This window comes from Nonomuraea sp. B19D2, assembly GCF_040137845.1.
Lineage (GTDB): Bacteria > Actinomycetota > Actinomycetes > Streptosporangiales > Streptosporangiaceae > Nonomuraea.
Genome location: NZ_JBEFAK010000002.1, coordinates 85,902 through 105,597, shown reverse-complemented (window position 1 = coordinate 105,597; position 19,696 = coordinate 85,902). Strand labels below are relative to the sequence as shown.

Below are 19,696 nucleotides of genomic sequence, written 5' to 3'. Positions count from 1 at the left end.
GGAATCTGCCGCTTGGAGGTACGTACGGGGACATCCATCTGCCTCAAGACATACGCAAATGGATATAACTGGCGCCGCGCCCCTATCGGCGTAGCAGCCGGGCGGGGACCGCGTCGGCCAGCGCCTTGTAGCCGGCCGGGCTCAGGTGGAGGTGGTCGCCCACGTCGAAGGCCGCGATCAGGCGGCGTGGGTCGGCGGGGTCGCGGGTGGCCCGGTCGAAGTCGATCACGGCGTCGAACCTGCCGCTGGTGCGGATCCACTCGTTGACCGCCTGCCGGGCCGCCTCGCGGTATCCCTGGGCGTCGTCGTAGAAGCTGCCGCCGAAGGGGGTGAGCGTGGCGCCGTACACCCGGATGTCCTGCGCGTGCGCGCGCACGATGATCTGGTCGTAGGCGGCGATCAGGTCGTCGGCGATCTTCTTCTGGGCGTCCTGGGTGGCCCCTGCGGTGCCGAGGTCGTTGACGCCCTCGAAGACGATCAGCCACGTGACGCCGCTCTGCGCGAGCACGTCGCGGTCCAGCCGGGCCAGGGCGTTGGGGCCCAGGCCGTCGTTCAGCACGCGGTTGCCGCCTGCCGCCTGGTTGGCGATGGCGACACCCGCGGTGCGGCGATCGGTCTGCAGCCGGTCGAAGAGCTGGTCGGGCCAGCGGTTGTTCTGGTTGGTGGTGGAGCCCCGGCCGTCCGTCAGGGAGTCGCCGAGCAGGGCGAGCGTCGCGGTGGCGGGCTTCGACCAGACCTCGATGCCGCTGAGGAAGTACCAGTGGTCGACGGGGGTGGCGCCGGTCAGGTCCGCGGCCTCGGCCTGGTTGCCGCCGGCGAGGTAGGAGGTCGTACGGGAGCCGGGGTGGGAGGTGACGGAGGCAGACGCCTGGCCGTCGGCGAGGTAGGCGGTCACGCTCAGCACGGTGCCAGGGGGCAGCGCGAGGTCGAGCGGGTCGGACACGACCTGCGCGCCGACCGGCACAACCGCCGAGGAACGCCCGTAGAACGTCACCGGCTGGAGGGTCTGCGGCTGGATCGCGCTCACCCCGGCCTTGCCGCCGCTCGGGAGCGCCACGGTGACGCGGGTGATGGGCAGCGGCGCGCCGCCGAACGCGTTGGAGAAGCGCAGCCGCATCCGCGGCCCGCCGACCGACACCCGCACGGTCTGCCGCACTGTGCTGTCGGCCAGGACCAGGTTCTCCCGCGTGTACGGCGGGGGCGGCATGTTGCCCGGCTCGGTGAGCTGCGGCATCGCCGTCCACGTGGTGACCCAGTGCCCGCTTGGCTCGGAAGACCCGTCGGCCACCCCCGACGCTCCCATGGCGAGTCCCAGAACCGCGACGATGGCCAATTTCCGCGTCCTACCCATAGACCGGCCCCCCGAAATTTTTCGGGCAGATGTCGAATATTTCGGTAGCGAAGGTATGACAGGTGGCCGCTGCGGTCAATGGTGCCCGAGATGCCCAGTTCATGATGAGGTCATGCCGGGCTCATTATCGCCTCTCTGGTAGGCGAGTTCGCAGGTCAGCAGGGTTGTACCCAGTCGATGCGAAGGAGTCGTCATGGGTTTCCTGCTTCAGGCGCGTGAACTTCGGAAGTGGCACGCTCCGCTCAGCTGTTGCGCGATGGCGATGGCGGTGCTGGCCGGTGTCAGCTTGATGGGGCTCGTCGTGGACGAGCGAACGCTGCTCGGCCAGGGAGTGTGGCTCAAGCCGGTGAAATTCGCGCTCTCCTTCGGCCTGTACGCGATCACGCTGGCCTGGATGATCGGTCAGGCCGGGCGGTGGCGGCGGACGCAGCCGCCTACCTCGGCTGGCTGCTGACCTTCGGGATGGGGGGCCTCCTGGTGGTGCAGCGCCGGGTGGACCGGGCGATGGCATGGGCGATCCCGCTCGGGCTGGTCATCTCGCTCGCCGGCATGTCCGTCGGCTACCTGATGACCGCCCCCACGCCGGACCAGGCACGGGAGCTGGCCGGCGGGCTGGACCTGGCCACGATCGGCGCGCACAGCGTCGGCGCACCCGACGGCGGCGCCGGCATGCCGGTCACCGGCTGGGAGCAGGACTCGGGTGACCTGCGGGTGGCGCACTTCGTCGGCCTGCACGCCCTGCAGGTGCTCCCGCTGGTCGCGATCGGCCTGCGCATGCTCGCCCGCCGGTTCGCCGTGCTCGCGGGCAGCGCCACCCGCACGGCGCTGGTGATCACCGCCGCGCTCGGGTACGCGGGGCTCACCGCGCTGGTGCTGTGGCAGGCGCGACGCGGACAGGCCCTCGTCCACCCCGACGCGCTGACGCTGGGAGCCGCCGCGGGCCTCGTCGCACTGGTGTCCGCCTGCGCGGTCGTGATCCTGGCCGTCTCCGCGCCCCGGCGCGCCGGGCTCCGGGACGTGCCCGGTCCGCCCGGCCGCGACGCTTGCCGGCCGATGAGCCGGTCCCCGCGTCCGGGAGGCGAAGAGAGGCCGCCTAGGCTGCACGCGTGCGCAGGCGGACGAAGCTGATCGTTGTCGTGGCGTTCGCGGCCTTCGCGAGCGTCTACGTGGTGGCCGGATCACCTCTGGCGCTGGCCGTGTTCGGGGTGCAGGTCGCCTTCGTCTGGCGGCGATCATGGTGGCTGGTCGCTCTCCAGGCCGCCCTGGCGTACACCTCGGTGCTGGCGTACGGCTCCTCCGTCGGCATCCTCGGCTTCGTCGGCGGATCGTTGCTGCTGACCTCGTTGTGGCCGCTCGCCCTGGCGGTGGTGGCCGGCGCCGCCCTGCTCGGCCCCGCCGACCCCGTGATCAGCATGGTCCTGGTCTCCCTGGTCGTCTACGGCCTGACCAGGATGGTCGACCGGATCGAGGAGGTGAACGCGGCCAGGCTGTCGCTGGCCGTGACGGCGGCGGCCGAGGAACGGTTGCGCATCGCCGCCGAGCTGAGCACGGGCCTGGGCCGGGCACTGTCCACGATCGCCGACGGCGCGCGTACGGGCACCCCCGACGTGGAGACGGCGCGCCGCTCCCTGGCCGAGGCCAGGGCGGCGGCGGCGAGTTACCGGGCCATGTCCCTGGCTCCCGAGACGACCACCGCCAAGGCGATGCTGACCGCCGCGGGCGTCACCGTGGACGTGCGCGTGGGGCACGCCGAGCCGCTCGGCCCGGCGGGCGCGCTCCTGGCGGCGGTGCTCAGGGAGGCCGTGACAGAGATCGTCCGGCGGCGCACGGCCACCGCCTGCCTCATCGAGACACTCACGGAATCCGGCACGGTACGGCTGCGCGTCTCCAACGACGGCGCGCGCACGGCCGGCGACGAGAGCCTCGGCGACCTGCCTGCCCAGGTCGAGGCGGCAGGTGGCACTCTCACCGTCGAGCTCGCCGATGACGCCTGGATGACCGTGGCGACCACGCTGCCCACCACGCGCCCGCCCGTCGAGCCGGCTCGCGACAGCGCCCTGTCGACGGCGGTGCTGGCAGCCGTGCTGGTGGGCTTCTCGGTGAAGGCGCTCCTCATCGCCGGCTCGCTGTGGCCGGCGGGCCTGCTGGCCGTCATCGTCGTCATGCAGCTGCGATCGGTCGAGGGGCGGCACCCGGTGGCACTGTCGATCATGGCGGTGCTGACGTTCGCGCCGATTCCGCTGTTCGGGCTGGCCTGGCTGGGGGTGGCGGGGTTCCTGGCGGGGCCGATCCTGCTGGCCTTCTCGTGGGCGGTGGCGCTGCCGCTGGTGGCGGCCATCGTGGCGGCCGTCGCGACCGCCGGCGTGCTGCTGGGCCTGCCGATCCCGCTGACCGTGAACTACGCGATCAGCACGCTGGTGACCGGCCTGGCCGTGTACGGGCTACTCCGACTGGCCCAGCTGGCCAGGGAGCTGCGCGAGTCGAGGGACGGCCTGGCCCGTGCGGCCGTCGTCGAGGAACGCCTGCGTGCCGCCCGCGACCTGCACGACCTCCTCGGCCACACCCTGGCGGCCATCCTGCTCAAGTGTGAGCTCGCCCGCCGGCTCGACGCCGAGCGGGCGCGGAAGGAGCTCGACGACGTGCTCGCGATGACCGAGCGGGCGATGGAGGACCTGCGGACGGTGTCGGGAGAGCACGGGGAGCTGTCGCTGACCGCGGAGGCGGAGTCGGCCCGCTCGGTGCTGGCGGCCGCGGGTATCGAGGCCGTTCTCGACCTGGGCCACGACAGCCTCGGCAGGGAGGTGGACACCACGCTCGGCATCGTGCTCAGAGAGGCCGTCACCAACGTCCTGCGGCACAGCTCGGCCGGCCGGTGCACGATCACGACGTCCGTACGGGACGGCACCGTACGGCTGAGCGTGCGCAACGACGGAGTGCGCTCCGCGCAGGGGCGCCGCGGCTCGGCCGGGATCGGCAACCTCACCACCCGGCTGGCGGCGCTCGACGGGCGACTTGCCGTCGCCCGGGAAGACGACTGGTTCGAGCTGACCGCCAGGGTGCCGACGCAGGCCTGGGTACCGGTCTAGATCCAGCCGGCCTCCTCGGCGATGCGTACGGCGTCGGTGCGGTTGCGGGCGTTGAGCTTGGCGACGATCGCGGTGATGTAGTTACGGACGGTCCCCGCGCTCAGGAAGAGCTGACCGGCGATCTCGGTGGCCTCGGCACCCGCCGCGACCAGCCGCAGGACGTCGGCCTCGCGCGGGGTGAGCGGGTTGTCGGCCAGGTTCCACGCGGTGACGGCGAGCGAGGGGTCGAGGACGCGTTCGCCCCGGGCCACCTTTCTGATCGCGGCCGACAGCTCCTCCGGTGAGGCGCTCTTCAGGAGGAAGCCGTCCACCTGGGAGGCGAGCGCGCGGCGGAGGTGGCCCGGCTTGCCGTGGCCGGTGAGCATGAGCGTGCGGCAGCCCGGCAGCTTGGCGCGCAGCTCGCCGGCGGCGCCGAGGCCGTCGATCGCGCCGGGCATGTCGATGTCCAGGACGGCCACGTCCGGCCGGTGGATCAGGGCGGCGGAGACCGCCGCGTCCCCCGACTCGACCGCCTCGACCACCTCGATGTCGGGCTCGAGACTGAGCAGGGTCACGAGGGCTTCCCTGATGACGTGCTGGTCCTCGGCCAGGAGCATACGAATCACCTGACCATTATGTCCGGATCATGATGAGGTCATGGCGCGGTCGTGACCGGCTCTCTGGTGGGCGAAAGCGCAGATCAGCAGGCTTGATCCCATGACAGAAGCAGTGCGGTTGGACGCGGTGAGCAAGGTTTACGGCGGGGGACAGAGCGCGGTGGCGGCCCTGCGGGAGGTGTCGGTCGGCATCCCGCGAGGAACCTTCACCGCCGTCATGGGTCCCTCGGGCTCGGGCAAGAGCACGTTCCTGCATTGCGCGGCCGGGCTCGACGTGCCCAGCTCGGGATCGGTACGGCTGGGCGGCGCCGACCTGACGGGCATGGACGAGAACGCGCTGACCGAGCTGCGGCGGCGCCGCGTCGGCTTCGTGTTCCAGGCATTCAACCTGGTCCCCGGGCTGACCGTGACGGAGAACATCACGCTGCCGCTCAAGCTGGCCGGCGCCCGGGTCGACCGGGCCTGGCTGGACGAGGTCGTGCACAGGGTGGGCCTCGGCCGACGTACCGATCACCGCCCGGCCCAGCTCTCCGGCGGCCAGCAGCAGCGGGTGGCGCTCGCCAGGGCGCTCGTGACCAGGCCGGAGGTGGTCTTCGGCGACGAGCCGACCGGCGCGCTGGACACCATGACCGCCCGCGACGTGTTGACCCTGCTGCGGGAGGCGGTCTCCGCGCTCGGCCAGACCGTGGTGATGGTCACCCACGACCCGGTGGCCGCCTCCTACGCCGACACCGTGCTCTTCCTGGCCGACGGCCGGATCGTGGACGCGATGACCGGCCCGACCGCCGAGAAGGTGGCCGAGCGCATGACCAGGCTCGGAGCGTGGAAGCGATGATCTCCTTCGCGCTGAAGACGCTCAGGCACCGCAAGGCCGGTTTCGCCGGCGCATTCGTGGCCCTGCTGTGCGCCGCCGCGCTGGTGACGGCGTGCGGGATGTTGCTGGAGACCGGCCTGCGCGGCGGGGTGACGCCCGAGAGGTACGCGGGCGCCCCGGTGATCGTGGCGGGCGACCAGTACGTCAGGCAGGCCAAGGAGAGCGGGAAGCAGAAGGCCAAGCTCCTGTCCGAGCGCAGGTGGATCCCCGCCTCACTCGTGGAGCGGATCAAGGGCATCCCCGGCGTCACGAAGGTGGTCACCGAGGTGAGCTTCCCCTACGCCGGGTTCACCGCACACGGCTGGGAGTCCGCCGCGCTCACCCCCTTCACGCTCGCCGCGGGCCGCGCCCCGAAGGCCGCCGACGAGGTGGTCGTCGACGCCCGCCACGCGGATCAGAAGATCCCCGGCTACCAGGTGGTCGGGGTGACCAGAGAGGCGCTGCCCAGCCAGGACACGATCTTCTTCAGCACAGGTGAGGCCCGCCGCCTGGCTGGCCATGGCGGTTTTGTGACAGCGATCGGCGTTTGGCCCCGGGTCGACGTCACCGTCCAGGGCGCGCTCGTCTACACCGGCGACGAGCGCGGCGCGGTCGAGTTCCCTGAGGCGGAGAGCTCCCGGGTCAAGCTCGTCAGCCTGGGCGGCGCGCTCGGCGGGACCTCGCTCCTGGTGGCGATCCTCGTCGTCGTGGGCACGTTCGCCCTGTCCATGCAGCAGCGCCGGCGTGAGATCGCCATGCTGCGTGCCGTCGGCGCCATGCCGCGCCAGGTCAGGAAGCTCATCGGCGGCGAGGCCCTGCTCATCAGCGTGGTCGCCGGGCTGCTCGGCTCCGGCGCCGGGATCCTGCTGGGGCTCTGGCTGCGGACCAGGTTCGTCGCGCTGGGGGCCATGCCCGCCAACCTGCGGCTGGTCGTCAGCCCGTTCCCCGCGATCGTCGCGGTCGTGACCACTCTCGTGGCCGCGTGGGTGGCGGCGCGCGTCTCCGCCCGCCGTACCGCCAGGATCAGGCCGGTGGAGGCGCTGGGTGAGACGGCGATGACGGTGAGCCGCCTGCCCCGGGTCCGGCTGGTCGCGGGCCTGCTCGCCCTGGCCGGGGGCGTGGTGCTGACGGTCGTGCTGTCCTCCCTGTCCACCGAGGCGGCCTCCAGCCCTGTCACCATGCTCACCGCGCTGGTGTGGACGACGGCGGTCGCGCTGCTCGGGCCGGCGATCGCGCGGGCGGCGACGGCGCTGCCGCTGCGGGCGCCCGGCGTCGGCGGGTACCTGGCGCGCAAGAGCCTTCGCGCCGGCACCGAGCGCCTGGCCTCGGTGATCGTGCCGTTGACCCTGATGACCGCGATGACGTGCACGATCCTGTTCGTGCAGACCACGATGGGGCACGCCGCCCAGAGCGAGGTGAACGCGGGCGTCAGAGCCGATCACGTGCTCGCCCCTGGCGCGTCCGCAGCCGCGGTGCGCACGGTGCCCGGCGTGCGCGCCGTCACCGAGGTGCTGCGTACCTCGGTCCGGATCGACCTCGAGAAGTACGAGGTCCAGGCCGTCACACCCGACGGCCTGGACCGGACGATGGATCTGGGCGTGGTGGCGGGCTCGCTGAACGGGTTCGGCGACACGTCGGCGGCCATCAGCCGGACGGCCGCCGAACGTCTGGACGCCGGCCTGGGCGACCGGGTCGACCTGGTGCTCGGCGACGGCACGCCCGCCACGGTGCGGATCGCCGCGATCTACGCTCGTGGCCTCGGCTTCGGCGACCTGACCCTCTCCCGCGGGCTCGTCGCGGGCCACGTCGACGACCCTCGGGGGACCGTGCTGGTGTCCGGCGGGGAGCGCGAAGCACTCCGGAGGCTGCCCGGCGTGACCGTGCTCGACCAGGCCGGGGCGGCGCAGGCGGGTACGGCCAACGCGGAGGTGACCTACGTGGCCATGGGGCTGATCATCGCCTTCTGCGCGATCGCCGTGGTCAACACGCTGGCCATGTCCACCTTGGCCCGGTCCCGCGAGCTCGCCCTGCTGCGTGTCGTGGGCACCACGCGGCGGCAGGTGGCGCGCATGCTGCGTACGGAGACGCTGACGGCCATCGCCCTCGCCGTGGCCATCGGCACGGCGATCTCGCTGGTGACCCTGGCGGGCTTCAGCAGGGGGATGACGGGGTCGGTGCTGCCGTACGCGCCGCCGCTCACCTATCTCGCGGTGGTCGCCGCCGTGGCGGGTCTGGCGCTGGCGGCCACGGCGATCCCGGCCAGGCTCGCGCTGCGCCCCCGACCGGCCGACGCGCTCGGGGCGCGCGAGTGAGTGCCGGCCGCCGCGCCGCTTTAATTCGGTTGCGCCGGGTTTCGGAAAGCTCGTACGTTACGGACATGCGCCTTTACCAGTAATTCGCACTCAGCAGCGAAACCGCATCAGTCCACCCAGACGCGGCAGCTGTGCATGTCGAGCGGCCTCCACGAGCCGCGTCGCGAGTTACGTAGAGGAGCTTCCCCATGCGAGTTCGTTCAGCCAAGAAGAAGAACCGGCCCGAGTTGCCCGCGCCACGGCAAATGCCCAGGATGCCGCAACGCCCGGTCGCGCCACCCAGGCGCATCCCGTCCAAGGGCCGCTGAGACAACTACCCGGGATGGTAGTTAGCGAGCGCCGCCTCCACCGTACGCCAGGAGGCGGCGCTCGCCCCCTTTTCACCAGGTGGTGAGCTTCGCGGGGTTGCGCATGGCCCGGATGCGTTCGATGCGGCCGTTCGCGATTCCGATCGAGACCACGGCGAGGGTCTGTCCTGCCCCGTCGCGGACCACGAGCCCTGCCTGCCCGTTCACGGTCATGAGCGCTCCTCGGTCCGCCGCCGACAACGTCATGCTCCGCACTCCTGCCGATGCACTCCTCACGACTGTAATGACGAAACACCACCGCGGAATGTGACCCTCCGTCCTGGCCGACGCCGCCGGGGTCGACGTCCCCAGCAGTGGCTGGGTGCCTGACGCCGCGGGCGCGACATCGGCGGTATCGCTATCAGTAATCGTCGATTACTCAGTGCTATCGTCGGGAAGTCATGTCGTGCTGGTGGCGGGGGGAACGTTGAAGGCATTCATACGGATCGCGGTAATAGCCGTAATGGGGGGCAGCACATTGCTGGCCGCGAACACCGCGTCGGCCTCCGAGCCGCCTCGCGCGGACTCCCTGCTCACCCGGCTGTTCGGCGCGGACGTCGGGTCCCTGATCGACGCGCTCCCGAGCGTTTTCTGCGGCAATCGGCTGGTCAGCTACAACTCGCCGGCGCCCAATTCACCGACGAAGTGCGTCAACGGCGCGGAGAACTCCGGAAACTCCACCAACAGCGGCAACTATCACAATGATGGAGATCCCATCAACAGCGGCAACTTCGCGAATACCAACGGCTCCACCGGCAGCAGCAACATCGGCGATGGCGGCAACATCGCCAACGGATTCCAGTCCAGGGGGAAGCGATGATGCGCAGAGCCGGAGCGGTCGTGGCATATCTCGGGCTGATGGTGACGACGACCGCGATGTCGATGCCGCACGGAGGCCCCGAGAACAGCGGCAACTCCTGGAACAGCGGAAACTACTGGAGCAAGGGCCGCCAGATCAACAGCGGCAACTTCGGCTTCTCCAAGCGCTCACCCATCAGCAACAACGTCCACGGCGGAGCGAACTTCGCCAACGGCTTCCAGTGCTTCATCGAGCGCAAGAGCATCGTCAAGCGGGGCTGCTGACCGACCTCCTCGCCGGCCGCAGTGCTGCCCGCCGCAAGAACGTGAGGGACGGTTCAGGGTGAAATCAACCAGGTTCAAGATGGCCGCGGTCGCACTGGCGGCATGCCCATGAGCCCGGCACTCATCCGGCGTGCCCTGCTGGCGCTGACCGCGATCGGCGTCCTCGGCGCCGCCTTCGAGCTCACCACGGAGCAGCACTGGAAGAGCGCGGAGCAACTGATTCCCTGGGGCGCCCTCGCCTTCCTCGGGGTCGCGGTGCTCCTCATGCTGGTCAAGGACTCGCTGCGGCTGGCCGCCGCCGTCCGGCTGATCGCGCTGGCCGTTCTGGTCGCGTCGGCCTTCGGCGTCTACGCGCACGTGGCCGCTAACTACGACGCGGGCCCGCTCGACCAGCGCTACGCCACGACGTGGGATGCCCTGTCGGCCGTGACGCGCTGGTGGTACGCGCTGACCAAGGCCGTGGGCCCGGCGCCGCCGCTCGCCCCCGGCATGCTCGGCCAGTCGGCCCTCATGCTGCTGCTCGCCACGCTCCTCAGGCACAGGCCCACCGCAAATGACGCCGTACAGGGGGACCCGGCCCTGCAGGCCTGAGGCTCTGCAGAAGAATTTTCCGGCAAGTAAAGGTGTCGTAGATCCACCTGCACGGTCACAATTGCCGCATGCCCTCCTTCATGCCGCTCATGCCCGGCGACCCCCGGACTCTGGGTGGCCTGGAGCTCCTCGGCAAGCTGGGTGAAGGCGGACAAGGCGTCGTCTATCTGGCCAAGACCCCCATGGGCATACACGTGGCCATCAAGTGGCTGCATATCGACCGGTCCGACGAAGGAAAGAGCGTCGAGCGTTTCCTGCGCGAGGCGGAGGTCGCCCAGCGGGTGGCCCCGTTCTGCACCGCGGCCGTGCTCAGCACGGGCGTCGAGTACGGCCGCCCGTACATCATGAGCGAGTTCGTCGAGGGCCCCTCTCTGGAGCGGGCCGTGCGCAACGATGGCCCGCGCACCGGCACCGAGCTGGATCGGCTGGCCATCGGCACCGCCACCGCGCTGGCCGCGATCCACCGGGCCAACGTCGTGCACCGGGATTTCAAGCCGGGCAACGTCATCATCGCCGCCGGCGGGCCGCGTGTGATCGACTTCGGCATCGCGCGCGAGCTCGATCCGGTCACGATGACCAGCAGCACGCAGATCGGGACGCCCGCGTACATGTCTCCCGAGCAGATCCTGGGGCATGCGGTCGGGCCTGCGGCCGACATGTTCTCCTGGGCCGCCATGATCGTCTTCGCGTCCTGCGGGCGAGCGCCGTTCGGCAGCGACGGGACGCATGCCGTGATGAGCCGGGTGCTCAACAACCAGCCCGATCTGGGCTCGCTCGGCGGGCCGCTCCGTGACGTGGTGCAGCAGTGCCTGGCCAAGGATCCGGCCCAACGGCCGACGGCCGAGCAGGTGATCATCCGGCTGCTGCGGAACCCGCGGTCCGGCTCCAACCTCCTCGTGGAGGGAAGCAGGCAGGCTTCTCCGACCACCACCCCGTCCGAGAGCTGCACCCGATCACCGCGCAAGCCGATCATCATCGGCGCGGCCATTTTGACCGCCGTGCTCCTCTCCGCGGCCGGGATGGCCCTGGCAACGGCGCTGCCGAAGCGCACGCCCGTGGCCGGTCCCACCGCATCCACGGCCGCGCCGCCGAAGGAGACGACTGGGACGCCGCAGCCCACGACTCCGGCCGAGCCGGTCAAGACCACACTGCCCGGCGGCGCGATCACGCTCTACGAGTACCCGTCCGATCCGATCACGCTGACGGCGTACGAGGTCCACAACAAGAAGGTCGATGACCACATCGACTACGCGAGGGAATCGCTGCACGGCAAGTTCGCGAAGTATCCCGACAACATGGAGTCGCGGCTCTCGCCGAACGGCCGCTATCTCGCGGAAAGGCCCCAGGATTACACCTCGGACGACTACGACTCGATCCTCATCACCGACCGGCAGGCGGGATCCAGCTTCCGCATCAAGACCGTGCGCAAGCCGCTGGACACCTCCATCCGCTCCTGGTCGAAGGACGGCAAGAAGATCCTGCTCAACCTCAACAAGAAGATCAAGACCACGAACGGCAAGAACGACTGGAACACCGTGGGCTTCGCCATCGTCGACGTGGCCCCGAGCGACCTGGCACAGAGCAAGGTCGACGTGGTCGAGGTGGACGACGACGCGATCCACGACTACGACTTCGGCTGGGACGGCGACGAGCAAGGCGTGGTGGACGTCTACGGCAAGGACGAGGGGTTGCGCTTCTTCGACGCCTCCGGCAAGCACACGCGGGACCTGCCAGGAGTGGGGTCGCTGGGCTCCGACGCCAGGGACCTCTTCTCGCCCTCGGGCAGGACGTTCGCGGCCGACTGCCCGCGGGGCCACGGCGGGGACACCTGCCTCCACGACGCCGCCACCGGCAAGCAGGTCCGCAAGTTCTCCTCCGACTGCGACAGTGTGCTCGGCTGGTACGACGAGACGCATCTGTACTGCTGGGAGTGGGACAACGCGAACAACACCGAGCTCCAGGTCGTGGACTTCGACGGCAAGCTGGTGCGCAGGCTTATGGAAGTCCCGAAATCACTAGATGTGATCGCTCATTTCACGATCGATCCCCCTGGCACCTCCTGAACTGCTGTGCTCCAGCCGGCGGTAGGCGTTGGGGCTGAGCCCGTGAACGCGTTTGAAGGCCGAGCTGAAGCTGAAGGCGTCGGTGTAGCCGACGCGGTGGGCGACGGAGGCGACCGTCGTGCCTGGCTCATCGAGCAGGTCGGCGGCCAGCGCCATGCGCCAGCCGGTCAGGTAGGTCAAGGGCGGCTCGCCGAGCAGCTCGGTGAAGCGGCCGGCCAGAGTGGTACGCGAGACGTTCGCGACGGCCGCGAGCGAGGCGATCGTCCACGGCCGGGAAGGGGCGTCGTGGATGGCGCGCAGGGCCGGGCCGACCACGTCGTCACCGAGGGCCGCGTACCAGCCGGGCGCTTCGGCCTCCGGCCGGTCGAACCAGTCGCGCAGCGTGCACACCAGCAGCCAGTCGAGCAGGCGGTCCAGGACGATCTGGCGGCCGGGACGGCATGCCAGCAGCTGCGCCTCCAGATAGGTGCGCATGCCGGTGCAGTCGTAGTCGTCGGGCACCACGACCAGGGCCGGCAGGATCCGCACCAGGCGCCGCGCCACCTCGCCGTTGACCTTGTAGGCCCCGGCCAGCAGGACCGTGTCGCCGGTGACGTCAGCACCGTCGTGCCGGGCATCGGTGATGAGCCGCGGCGTGTCGGTGTCGGAGAACACGAACGGCTCGGGCCCCCGCACGATGGCGGCCTCGCCCTCCCGTAGGCGCCGGGCCTCGCCGTCGCGGATGATCCAGCCTTCACCACGCAGGGGCACGCAGAGCGTGAGTGACGCCTGGTCGTTGAACCTGAGCGCCCACGGCGGCGACAGCACCGACGCGCCGAAGACGGAGCCTTCGCCGCGTACGCCATGCAGGAGGTCGTCGAACGGATCCACGGGCTTCACCATAACCGGACGATCGGACAGGTCCGGCGTACGCGTGACCATGGGCGCCGGACCGCCTGGCCGGTTGGCTGTTCTCCATGAACGACATCGTGATTCTCGGTGCGACGGGCAAGACCGGCCGTCGAGTGGTGGAGCTCCTGCGCGCGGAGGGCAGGCAGATCCGGCCCGCGTCCCGTTCCAGCGAAGTGCGTTTCGACTGGTCCGACGCGGCCACATGGGAGGGTGTGCTGACAGGGGCGAGGGCGATGTACCTGGTCGCGCCCGAGGACCCCGCCCTCGTCCGCGACTTCGTCAAACAAGCCGACCGGGTCGAACGGTTCGTGGTGCTGTCCGGGCGCGGGCTCGAGCACGTCGGCGAAGCGTTCCGCGGAATGGCGGCCGCCGAGGAGGCGGTGCGCGAATCAGGCGCGGAATGGACGATTCTGCGGGCGAACAACTTCAACCAGAACTTCGACGAGTACACGTGGCGGGCGCCGCTGCTGGCGGGACGGCTGGCGTTGCCGGCCGGAGACGTGCCGGAGCCGTTCGTCGACGTGCACGACATCGCGGCGGTCGCGGCGCGTGTGCTGGCCGAGGGCGGCCACGCCGGGCGGGTCTACGAGTTGTCAGGGCCGCGCGGCCTGACGTTCGGCGAGGCCGTGCGGGTCATCGGGCAGGCCGCCGGCCGGGACATCGAGTACGTGGAACTCACCCCCGAGGCGTACCGGGCCGAACTGCTCGCAGAAGGACTTCCCGCGGAGGCGGCCGACGAGTTGGGCGCGCTGTTCGCCGTGCTCCGTGAGGGCCATCTGGCCGAGCCCACCGACGGGGTCCAGCGGGTGCTGGGCAGGTCGCCCGTCAGCTTCGAGGACTACGCCGCCCGGGCCTGGACATGACGCCTGGGGAGGGCCAGGTCAGCACATGGTCCACGAGATCGACTTGGACCTCCGCACCGGCGAAGTGAGCTGGAAGGTGACCGTGTGCTTGGACCCGAGCTCAGGGGTGATCGTCTTCTTCGAGCCGAAATAGTCGCTCTTGCCGTTGTACGGAATCCGCCTGGAGCCGCTCTCGATCACCTGGCCGTCGACGAGCCACTGGTAGGAGAACGGCGCTCCCATCTCCGACGCGTCGAGGCCGATGCCGAAGCCCAGCGAGCCGTGGTAACAGGTGACGCCCTCCTGGTTGATCCTCGACGCCCCGGCGACCCGTACGTAGGAGAGGCTGAACGAGGCGGCCCTGGCCTTGGTCGCGGTGGGCGACGGGCGCCTGGTGGTCGGCTTGCTCGTCGGCGTTCGGGTAGGCGTGGCGGTCGCCTTCTTCTTCGTCGGCGTCGGCGTCGGCGTTGCCCGGACGGTGGTGCGAGCCTGAGACGGCGAGGGGGTGGGGCGCGGGCGTTTGGGGGTGATCGTTGGGGTCTGCGTCTTCTTGGGGGCGATGGTCTTCTTGCGTTTCGCCGTGGCGGTGGCGGAGGGGGACGGCTCGCTGGAGCCGGCGGCCAGCGTCGGCGGGGCGGGATTCCGGTCCGCCGCGGCGTTCCAGACGACGACGCCGGCCGCCAGGCACAGGGCGACCGCTCCGGAGACGCCGGCGATCAGCGGGAAGCGCAGTGCCGTGCGGCGCGGCGGAAGGGCTCGGGGCCCGCCCGCCGGGGCGTGCCAGGGCCCGGGCGCGGCGGGCTGCCCCTCCATGGGCCTGCCGACGGGGGCGTGCCCGCCGAGCAGGCGCAGCAGGACGTCCTGCATCTGCGGGCGGGCGCGAGGGTCCTTGGCCAGGCACGCGTACACGACCGAGCGCAGCGGCTCCGGTAAGTCGCCCAGGAACGGCTCCTGGTTCAGGACGCGGTTGATGACCGCGGGCAGCGAATCGTCACCGAACGGCGGCGTGCCCGTTCCCGCGAACACCATGACGCAAGCCCAGGCGAAGACGTCCGCCGCCGGGCCGACGTACGCGCCCGCGAGCTGCTCGGGGGCCATGTACGCGGGCGTCCCGACGACACTGCTGGTGACGGTGACCGCGGAGTCGGTGACGCGCGCGATGCCGAAGTCGATGACGCGTGGCCCGTCCCGCCCGAGTAGCACGTTGGCGGGCTTGAAGTCGCGGTGCACGATGCCCGCCTTGTGGATGGCGGCCAGCGCCGTGGCCGTGCTGACCGCCAGCCGCTGCAGGTCGGCGCCGTGGTGGCGGCCGGTCTGCTGCAGCGAGGGGCCTTCGACGTACTCGCTGACGATGTACGAACGCGCACCCATCGACGCGTCGAGCACCTGGGCGATGCAGAACGGCTCCACTCGCCGGGCCGCGGCGATCTCCTTGGCGAAGTGGTTGTCGCTGCCGACGGACTGCCGTAGCACCTTGACTGCCACCGGCCGGCCGTCCGGGGCCTGGCCGAGGTAGACGACACCCTGGCCCCCCTCACCGAGCCGCCCGACGATCCGGTAGGCCGCGATCGTCTGGGGGTCTCCTGGGCGTAGGGGCTCGGCGTTCGGCATGAGTGGAGTTGCTCCTGTGGCGGCCGGCACGGACCTTCTGCACCCTAACGGGATAAATCCGGATCTGTAGGTGTATTACGCCGACTGCGCCATGGTGAGCAGCCATTTGCTCATCGGGACATCATGGCGCAGCCACAACGGCAGGCCGACTGTTTATTCCGATGGCAGGAGGAAACGCCAGGTCATGGCGAAGACGCGGCCATGGCTGTCGCGATAGAACGGCCACCCTCCCGGCCCCTTGTGCCGTGCGACGGACCGGATCACCGCTCTCGCCTGGCCGCCCGTCAGGTTTCTGACCAGGACGTCCCCCTCCGCCTTCGCCGGTTCGGGGATCTGGGACGGCCAGGTCATTTTCGCTTTCTCGTTGCGCAGCTGCTCGGCCACCAGCCGTACTCGGTCGGTGCTGTAGCCGGTTCCTTCGCGTCTCACCCGGTCGGCGAGGGTCGTCAGGGTCTCCTGCGCGTGGTACAGGGAGTCGGGGTAGCGCTTGTCGCCGGGGTACCCCTGATGGAGGGCGTACGCGCTGACCGTGCGCAGGGTGCGGCCGCCGGTCCAGACGCCAAGGGTCGCCGTGGTGGCGTCGTAGATCCTGGAGCCGCTCGGGGTGGGGGACGGAGGCTGGTTGATCAGGTGCTTCCTGAGCGAGCGGACGAGGACGCTGACATCGGCGGGCGTCAGCCGCAGCCGGCGGTCGGCGTCGGCGACCGCCAGGCCATCCCCGTACACGATGATCTCGGCCGGTTCGATCGCCTTGAACCCGGGCCGGATGTAGCCTCCCCCATCCCGCAGCAACGCGACCACCTGACGGCTGCCCGGCCTCTCATCGAGCGGGGCGACCTTCGTCGGGGCGGCCCTGGTCGGGACGAGCTTGGCTGGGGCGACCTCGGGCGGGGCGACCTCGGAAGAGGAGGAGCAGCCGGTGGCTGACATCATCGAAACGGCTGTCACCAGAATCGTCCAGAACACGCGCATACCCGAAAGACGGGAAAGATCCTTCGCCGGTTCGGCCGGCCACCCGGCAGGCGGAAACCTGCTGCTTGCGGCCGACCGCCCGCCCGGGCTCAGAACGGCGTACGTCCCGCAGAAGTCGCACCCCCGCCGCACTCAGCCGTCGGCGGTGAGACCCTCGGCGATCTTGTTCAGCTCACGGTCGACGGCCTTGTCATCGGCGAATTTCTTGGCGTACGTGGGGCTGAACATGATCTCGGCCCGCCGCTGCTCGCCCATGTTCAGGATGAGCGTGGGGGTGCCCTTCATGCCGTCCTCACCGACCCCTTCGACGACCAGATAGCCGGTCCGGTCGCCGATGCTCACCTCTTCGCCTTCCCCCTCGTCGCGGTGCACCTGCACGCGGTCGTCGACCTCCTTGACGGCCCGGCCCTCGTAAACGTAGATCTGGACGCAGTAGAAGCCGCTCTTGTCCCCGTCGTAGTTCCACGAGGTCGTGTAGCGGTCGCCGAAGTCCAGGGACCAGTGGGACCACTGCAGGCCCTCGGGCAGGTAACCCACCTTGATGTGCTTGAACGCCTTGCCGTCGCCCAGGTTCCTCAGGCTCGGGGGCTCGGACGGCGCGGGTGGGGTGTCGTCGATGGCGGGCGGGTCGGGGGTCGGGGAGACGGTGGGCGTCTGCACGGAGCCGCCCTGGGCCACCGTCAGATAGAGGGGGGCGGCCGCGACGACGGCCAGCGACGTGGCCAGGGCCGCGATCCTGCCCCGCAGCCTCTTGCGCCGCGAGGACCGGACGACCCGCTCCACGAGGTCGGGCGCGGCGTGCAGTCGCGCGGTCTCGTCCGCCATGATCTGGCGGAGTTGTTCCTCAAGCGTGGGCATTGCCGATCACTCCTTCCACGGATGCCTCGCCGAGCGCCGTACGCAGCTTGGCCATCGCCTTCGACGCCTGACTCTTCACCGTGCCGACCGTGCAGCCGAGCACCTCCGCGGTCTGCGTCTCGCTGAGGTCCTCCCAGTACCGCAGGACGACCACCGCGCGCTGCCGGGCAGGCAGGTCGCGCAGCGCGTCCATGAGCACGTGGCGCAGGTCGACGTCGGTCGAGCGCGCCGGCGTCTCCGGCGGCATGCGCATCGGGATGATGCGCAGGATGGCCCGGCGGCGGGCCCGGCTGATGGCGGTGTTGACGATGACGCGGCGCACATAGGGCTCGGGGTTGTCGTGCCGTACCCTGTCCCAGTTCCTGTAGGTACGCTCCAGCGCCGTCTGCAGCAGATCCTCTGCCTCCGCCTCGTCTCCGCAGGCGAGGTAGCTGACCCGCAGCAAGGTCGTGGCCCGCGCGGCCACGAACGCGCCGAAGTCGTGGTCTGTGCCGCTCACGGCTGTCTGTCCCGTTTCACGCCTCTTAATACGCCTCGGCCGCTCCAACAGTTGCCCGAGTGTCGCAGGCAACCTCGCGAGGCGCCCAGGCGTATTGGGGGACGTCACTTCGTACGTCTGGAGGAAGCACATGAAGCTCGCGACCGCACCGGCCCGGCCGCTGATCGCCATCGGGACCGGCCTGACCGCCGTGGTCACCGCTGCGCTGCTGGGCCTCCCGAGCCCCGTCCAGGCACCGGAGACGCGGCTCACGGCCGCAGCGTCGGCTCCGCCGGAAGGCACGTACTGGCATACCAGGGTGCTGTCGCAGCGCACCAATCCCCGCCAGTTCGGCAGCGGCGCGAATCGCTACTGGGTGGTGGAACAGGACCTCGCCGAGCAATGGACCATGCCCGACGGCAGTTCCTGGTTCGGAGTCCGGGGGCTGGGGGCGTACCCGAAGAGCGCGGCGGACCGGAAGGCGTGGCGCCGCGACGGCTCGCCCGCCAAGTGGACCCGCACGGCCGACGGCCAGTACGTGAAACTGTCCACCGAACCAGACAAGGGCCACGTCTCCCCCGTACGGGGCCGGAACACGTTCTTCCTGGCTGGTCAGAAACTGAGGTACGACGAGGTCCAGCGACTGCCCGCGGACCCGAACGGGTTGAAGTCCTGGCTCACGGAGGCGGCGCGAGTCTCACGGGTCAAGGAGAACGGCGTGGACAGGTACGTCACCGGAGCGCTGAGCGGGCTGTTCCATCAGCTTCCTGCGCCGAAGGAGGTCCGCACCGCGGCCTACCAGGCCTTGCTGACGATGCCCGGCGTCCGCGCCCAGGGCAGGACAAAGGACAACGCGGGCAGGACCGGCGCGGCCCTCTCGGTCGACTACCCGGAGACCGTCCAGAGCGGCGACACGATCAAGACCAAGACCGACCTGATCATCGACACCGACACGATGCTCCTTCTGTCCCGAACCTGGACGACCAGGCTCAACGGCAAGCTGTTCATCAACAAGATCAGCACAGAAACCGTGCTCCAGGCCGGCTGGACCAACGCCGAACCGGCCGTACCCGCCCTGCCGTAACGGCACCCCCGCTCCGTATCCCGCCAGAGGCATTTGCCCTTAGGCGCGACCCGAGTCTGTGGGTGGAACGCACACGGTGGCGCGGGTCGGTGAGCTGCTTCCCGAACGCAGTTAGCGGCGATCCCAGATCCGGCCGGTGGCCCAGGCATACTCCCACGCCTGGATGTCCGGCGGCTCGATGCCGAGGCCGGTCAGGACGGCGCAGACCTGCTCGCGGTGGTGGTTGGCGTGGTTGAGGGCCTGAGCCACGAAGATGCCGCCGCGGACCTCGCGGGTGCCGTTGTCCACGATGACCACGCGTTCCACGTCGATCGGCTTGGCCAGCAGCTCTTCCCAGAGTTGCTCGGCCTCCGATGCCCAGATCAAGAGTTTCTGCAGGTCGAAGTGCTCGTCGCTGTCGACCCAGGCGAGCTCGGTCTCGGCCAGGCGCCGTACGTAGCTGCCGTCCGCCTCGATGATGTGGTGAAGAGTGGACAGGATGCCGCCGAAAGTGCCGACGCCGCGCACTTCGAGTTGTTCCGCTGAGAGATTTTGATCCAGGCAGAACTCCACTAGCCGCTTCGTTGCCCAGTTGTTGTGGCGGATCGCGTCGAGCAGGACCTCGTTCATGATCTTCCCCTCGGGGCCGGCGCTAGTCATGATGGTGCGGGGCTCCGTCTGGGCGTGCAACGCATTTTC

20 protein-coding genes are annotated in these 19,696 nt (G+C 70.1%); 11 read left to right on the top strand and 9 right to left on the bottom strand.

All coding sequences use genetic code 11. The annotated features are described in order from the left end of the window. Nucleotides 1-82 precede the first annotated feature (82 nt). Nucleotides 83-1,333 (bottom strand): SGNH/GDSL hydrolase family protein, encoded by a 1,251-nt coding sequence (locus ABN273_RS04140; RefSeq protein WP_349447270.1) that lies wholly within the window; start codon nucleotides 1,331-1,333, stop codon nucleotides 83-85. A 211-nt stretch (nucleotides 1,334-1,544) separates the two neighbouring features. On the opposite strand from ABN273_RS04140, the gene ABN273_RS04135 reads away from it, so the two are divergent. The 3 genes from ABN273_RS04135 to ABN273_RS04125 are packed head-to-tail and all read left to right on the top strand — an operon-like array spanning nucleotide 1,545 to nucleotide 4,437. Further along, nucleotides 1,545-1,805, top strand: a complete 261-nt coding sequence (locus tag ABN273_RS04135; protein ID WP_349447269.1) for a hypothetical protein — start codon at nucleotides 1,545-1,547, stop codon at nucleotides 1,803-1,805. After that, complete coding sequence (locus ABN273_RS04130) at nucleotides 1,766-2,479, top strand: hypothetical protein (protein ID WP_349447268.1); 714 nt, start codon at nucleotides 1,766-1,768, stop codon at nucleotides 2,477-2,479. The genes ABN273_RS04135 and ABN273_RS04130 overlap by 40 nt, the downstream gene beginning before the upstream one ends. Continuing rightward, a complete protein-coding gene (locus ABN273_RS04125; protein ID WP_349447267.1) occupies nucleotides 2,458-4,437 on the top strand; it encodes a sensor histidine kinase in 1,980 nt (659 codons plus the stop codon). Before ABN273_RS04130 ends, ABN273_RS04125 begins: the two co-directional genes overlap by 22 nt. On the opposite strand, the gene ABN273_RS04120 is transcribed toward ABN273_RS04125, so the two are convergent. Then, nucleotides 4,434-5,042 (bottom strand): response regulator transcription factor, encoded by a 609-nt coding sequence (locus ABN273_RS04120; RefSeq protein WP_349447266.1) that lies wholly within the window; start codon nucleotides 5,040-5,042, stop codon nucleotides 4,434-4,436. The genes ABN273_RS04125 and ABN273_RS04120 overlap by 4 nt on opposite strands. A gap of 91 nt (nucleotides 5,043-5,133) precedes the next feature. Here ABN273_RS04120 and ABN273_RS04115 point away from each other — a divergent pair, with 91 nt between their 5' ends. Further along, nucleotides 5,134-5,868 (top strand): ABC transporter ATP-binding protein, encoded by a 735-nt coding sequence (locus ABN273_RS04115; RefSeq protein WP_349447265.1) that lies wholly within the window; start codon nucleotides 5,134-5,136, stop codon nucleotides 5,866-5,868. Further along, nucleotides 5,865-8,198: an ABC transporter permease gene (locus ABN273_RS04110; protein WP_349447707.1), complete on the top strand. Its 2,334-nt coding sequence runs from the start codon at nucleotides 5,865-5,867 to the stop codon at nucleotides 8,196-8,198. The genes ABN273_RS04115 and ABN273_RS04110 overlap by 4 nt, the downstream gene beginning before the upstream one ends. Nucleotides 8,199-8,578: 380 nt before the next feature. Here the strand turns inward: ABN273_RS04110 and ABN273_RS04105 are convergent, their stop codons facing one another. Next, complete coding sequence (locus tag ABN273_RS04105; protein ID WP_349447264.1) at nucleotides 8,579-8,719, bottom strand: hypothetical protein; 141 nt, start codon at nucleotides 8,717-8,719, stop codon at nucleotides 8,579-8,581. 148 nt (nucleotides 8,720-8,867) lie between these two features. Here ABN273_RS04105 and ABN273_RS04100 point away from each other — a divergent pair, with 148 nt between their 5' ends. From ABN273_RS04100 to ABN273_RS04085, 4 genes are all read left to right on the top strand, one after another. After that, complete coding sequence (locus ABN273_RS04100; RefSeq protein WP_349447263.1) at nucleotides 8,868-9,365, top strand: hypothetical protein; 498 nt, start codon at nucleotides 8,868-8,870, stop codon at nucleotides 9,363-9,365. Then, the gene (locus ABN273_RS04095) at nucleotides 9,362-9,628 is read left to right on the top strand and encodes a hypothetical protein (RefSeq protein WP_349447262.1); all 267 of its coding nucleotides are present in this window, start codon (nucleotides 9,362-9,364) and stop codon (nucleotides 9,626-9,628) included. Before ABN273_RS04100 ends, ABN273_RS04095 begins: the two co-directional genes overlap by 4 nt. A gap of 102 nt (nucleotides 9,629-9,730) precedes the next feature. Next, nucleotides 9,731-10,219 carry a hypothetical protein gene (locus ABN273_RS04090; protein ID WP_349447261.1) on the top strand — a complete coding sequence of 163 codons (489 nt, stop codon included), beginning with the start codon at nucleotides 9,731-9,733 and terminating at the stop codon, nucleotides 10,217-10,219. A 68-nt stretch (nucleotides 10,220-10,287) separates the two neighbouring features. After that, nucleotides 10,288-12,282, top strand: coding sequence for a serine/threonine protein kinase (locus ABN273_RS04085; protein ID WP_349447260.1), 1,995 nt, complete (start codon nucleotides 10,288-10,290; stop codon nucleotides 12,280-12,282). Here ABN273_RS04085 and ABN273_RS04080 read toward each other — a convergent pair. Further along, complete coding sequence (locus tag ABN273_RS04080; protein ID WP_349447259.1) at nucleotides 12,235-13,152, bottom strand: AraC family transcriptional regulator; 918 nt, start codon at nucleotides 13,150-13,152, stop codon at nucleotides 12,235-12,237. The genes ABN273_RS04085 and ABN273_RS04080 overlap by 48 nt on opposite strands. An 86-nt stretch (nucleotides 13,153-13,238) precedes the next feature. Here ABN273_RS04080 and ABN273_RS04075 point away from each other — a divergent pair, with 86 nt between their 5' ends. After that, the gene (locus tag ABN273_RS04075) at nucleotides 13,239-14,036 is read left to right on the top strand and encodes an NmrA family NAD(P)-binding protein (RefSeq protein ID WP_349447258.1); all 798 of its coding nucleotides are present in this window, start codon (nucleotides 13,239-13,241) and stop codon (nucleotides 14,034-14,036) included. Nucleotides 14,037-14,054: 18 nt separating this feature from the next. On the opposite strand, the gene ABN273_RS04070 is transcribed toward ABN273_RS04075, so the two are convergent. From ABN273_RS04070 to ABN273_RS04055, 4 genes are all read right to left on the bottom strand, one after another. Next, a complete protein-coding gene (locus ABN273_RS04070) occupies nucleotides 14,055-15,626 on the bottom strand; it encodes a serine/threonine protein kinase (RefSeq protein WP_349447257.1) in 1,572 nt (523 codons plus the stop codon). 153 nt (nucleotides 15,627-15,779) lie between these two features. Continuing rightward, on the bottom strand, nucleotides 15,780-16,559 hold the full coding sequence (locus tag ABN273_RS04065) for a hypothetical protein (protein WP_349447256.1): 780 nt from the start codon (nucleotides 16,557-16,559) through the stop codon (nucleotides 15,780-15,782). A gap of 171 nt (nucleotides 16,560-16,730) precedes the next feature. Next, nucleotides 16,731-17,456 carry a hypothetical protein gene (locus ABN273_RS04060; protein WP_349447255.1) on the bottom strand — a complete coding sequence of 242 codons (726 nt, stop codon included), beginning with the start codon at nucleotides 17,454-17,456 and terminating at the stop codon, nucleotides 16,731-16,733. After that, a complete protein-coding gene (locus tag ABN273_RS04055; protein ID WP_349447254.1) occupies nucleotides 17,443-17,955 on the bottom strand; it encodes a SigE family RNA polymerase sigma factor in 513 nt (170 codons plus the stop codon). The genes ABN273_RS04060 and ABN273_RS04055 overlap by 14 nt, the downstream gene beginning before the upstream one ends. A 130-nt stretch (nucleotides 17,956-18,085) precedes the next feature. Between ABN273_RS04055 and ABN273_RS04050 the strand changes: the two genes are divergently transcribed. Then, entirely contained in the window at nucleotides 18,086-19,018 is a 933-nt protein-coding gene (locus ABN273_RS04050; protein WP_349447253.1) for a hypothetical protein, read from the top strand. A gap of 111 nt (nucleotides 19,019-19,129) precedes the next feature. On the opposite strand, the gene ABN273_RS04045 is transcribed toward ABN273_RS04050, so the two are convergent. Further along, nucleotides 19,130-19,657, bottom strand: a complete 528-nt coding sequence (locus ABN273_RS04045; RefSeq protein WP_349447252.1) for a DinB family protein — start codon at nucleotides 19,655-19,657, stop codon at nucleotides 19,130-19,132. Nucleotides 19,658-19,696: the final 39 nt, after the last annotated feature.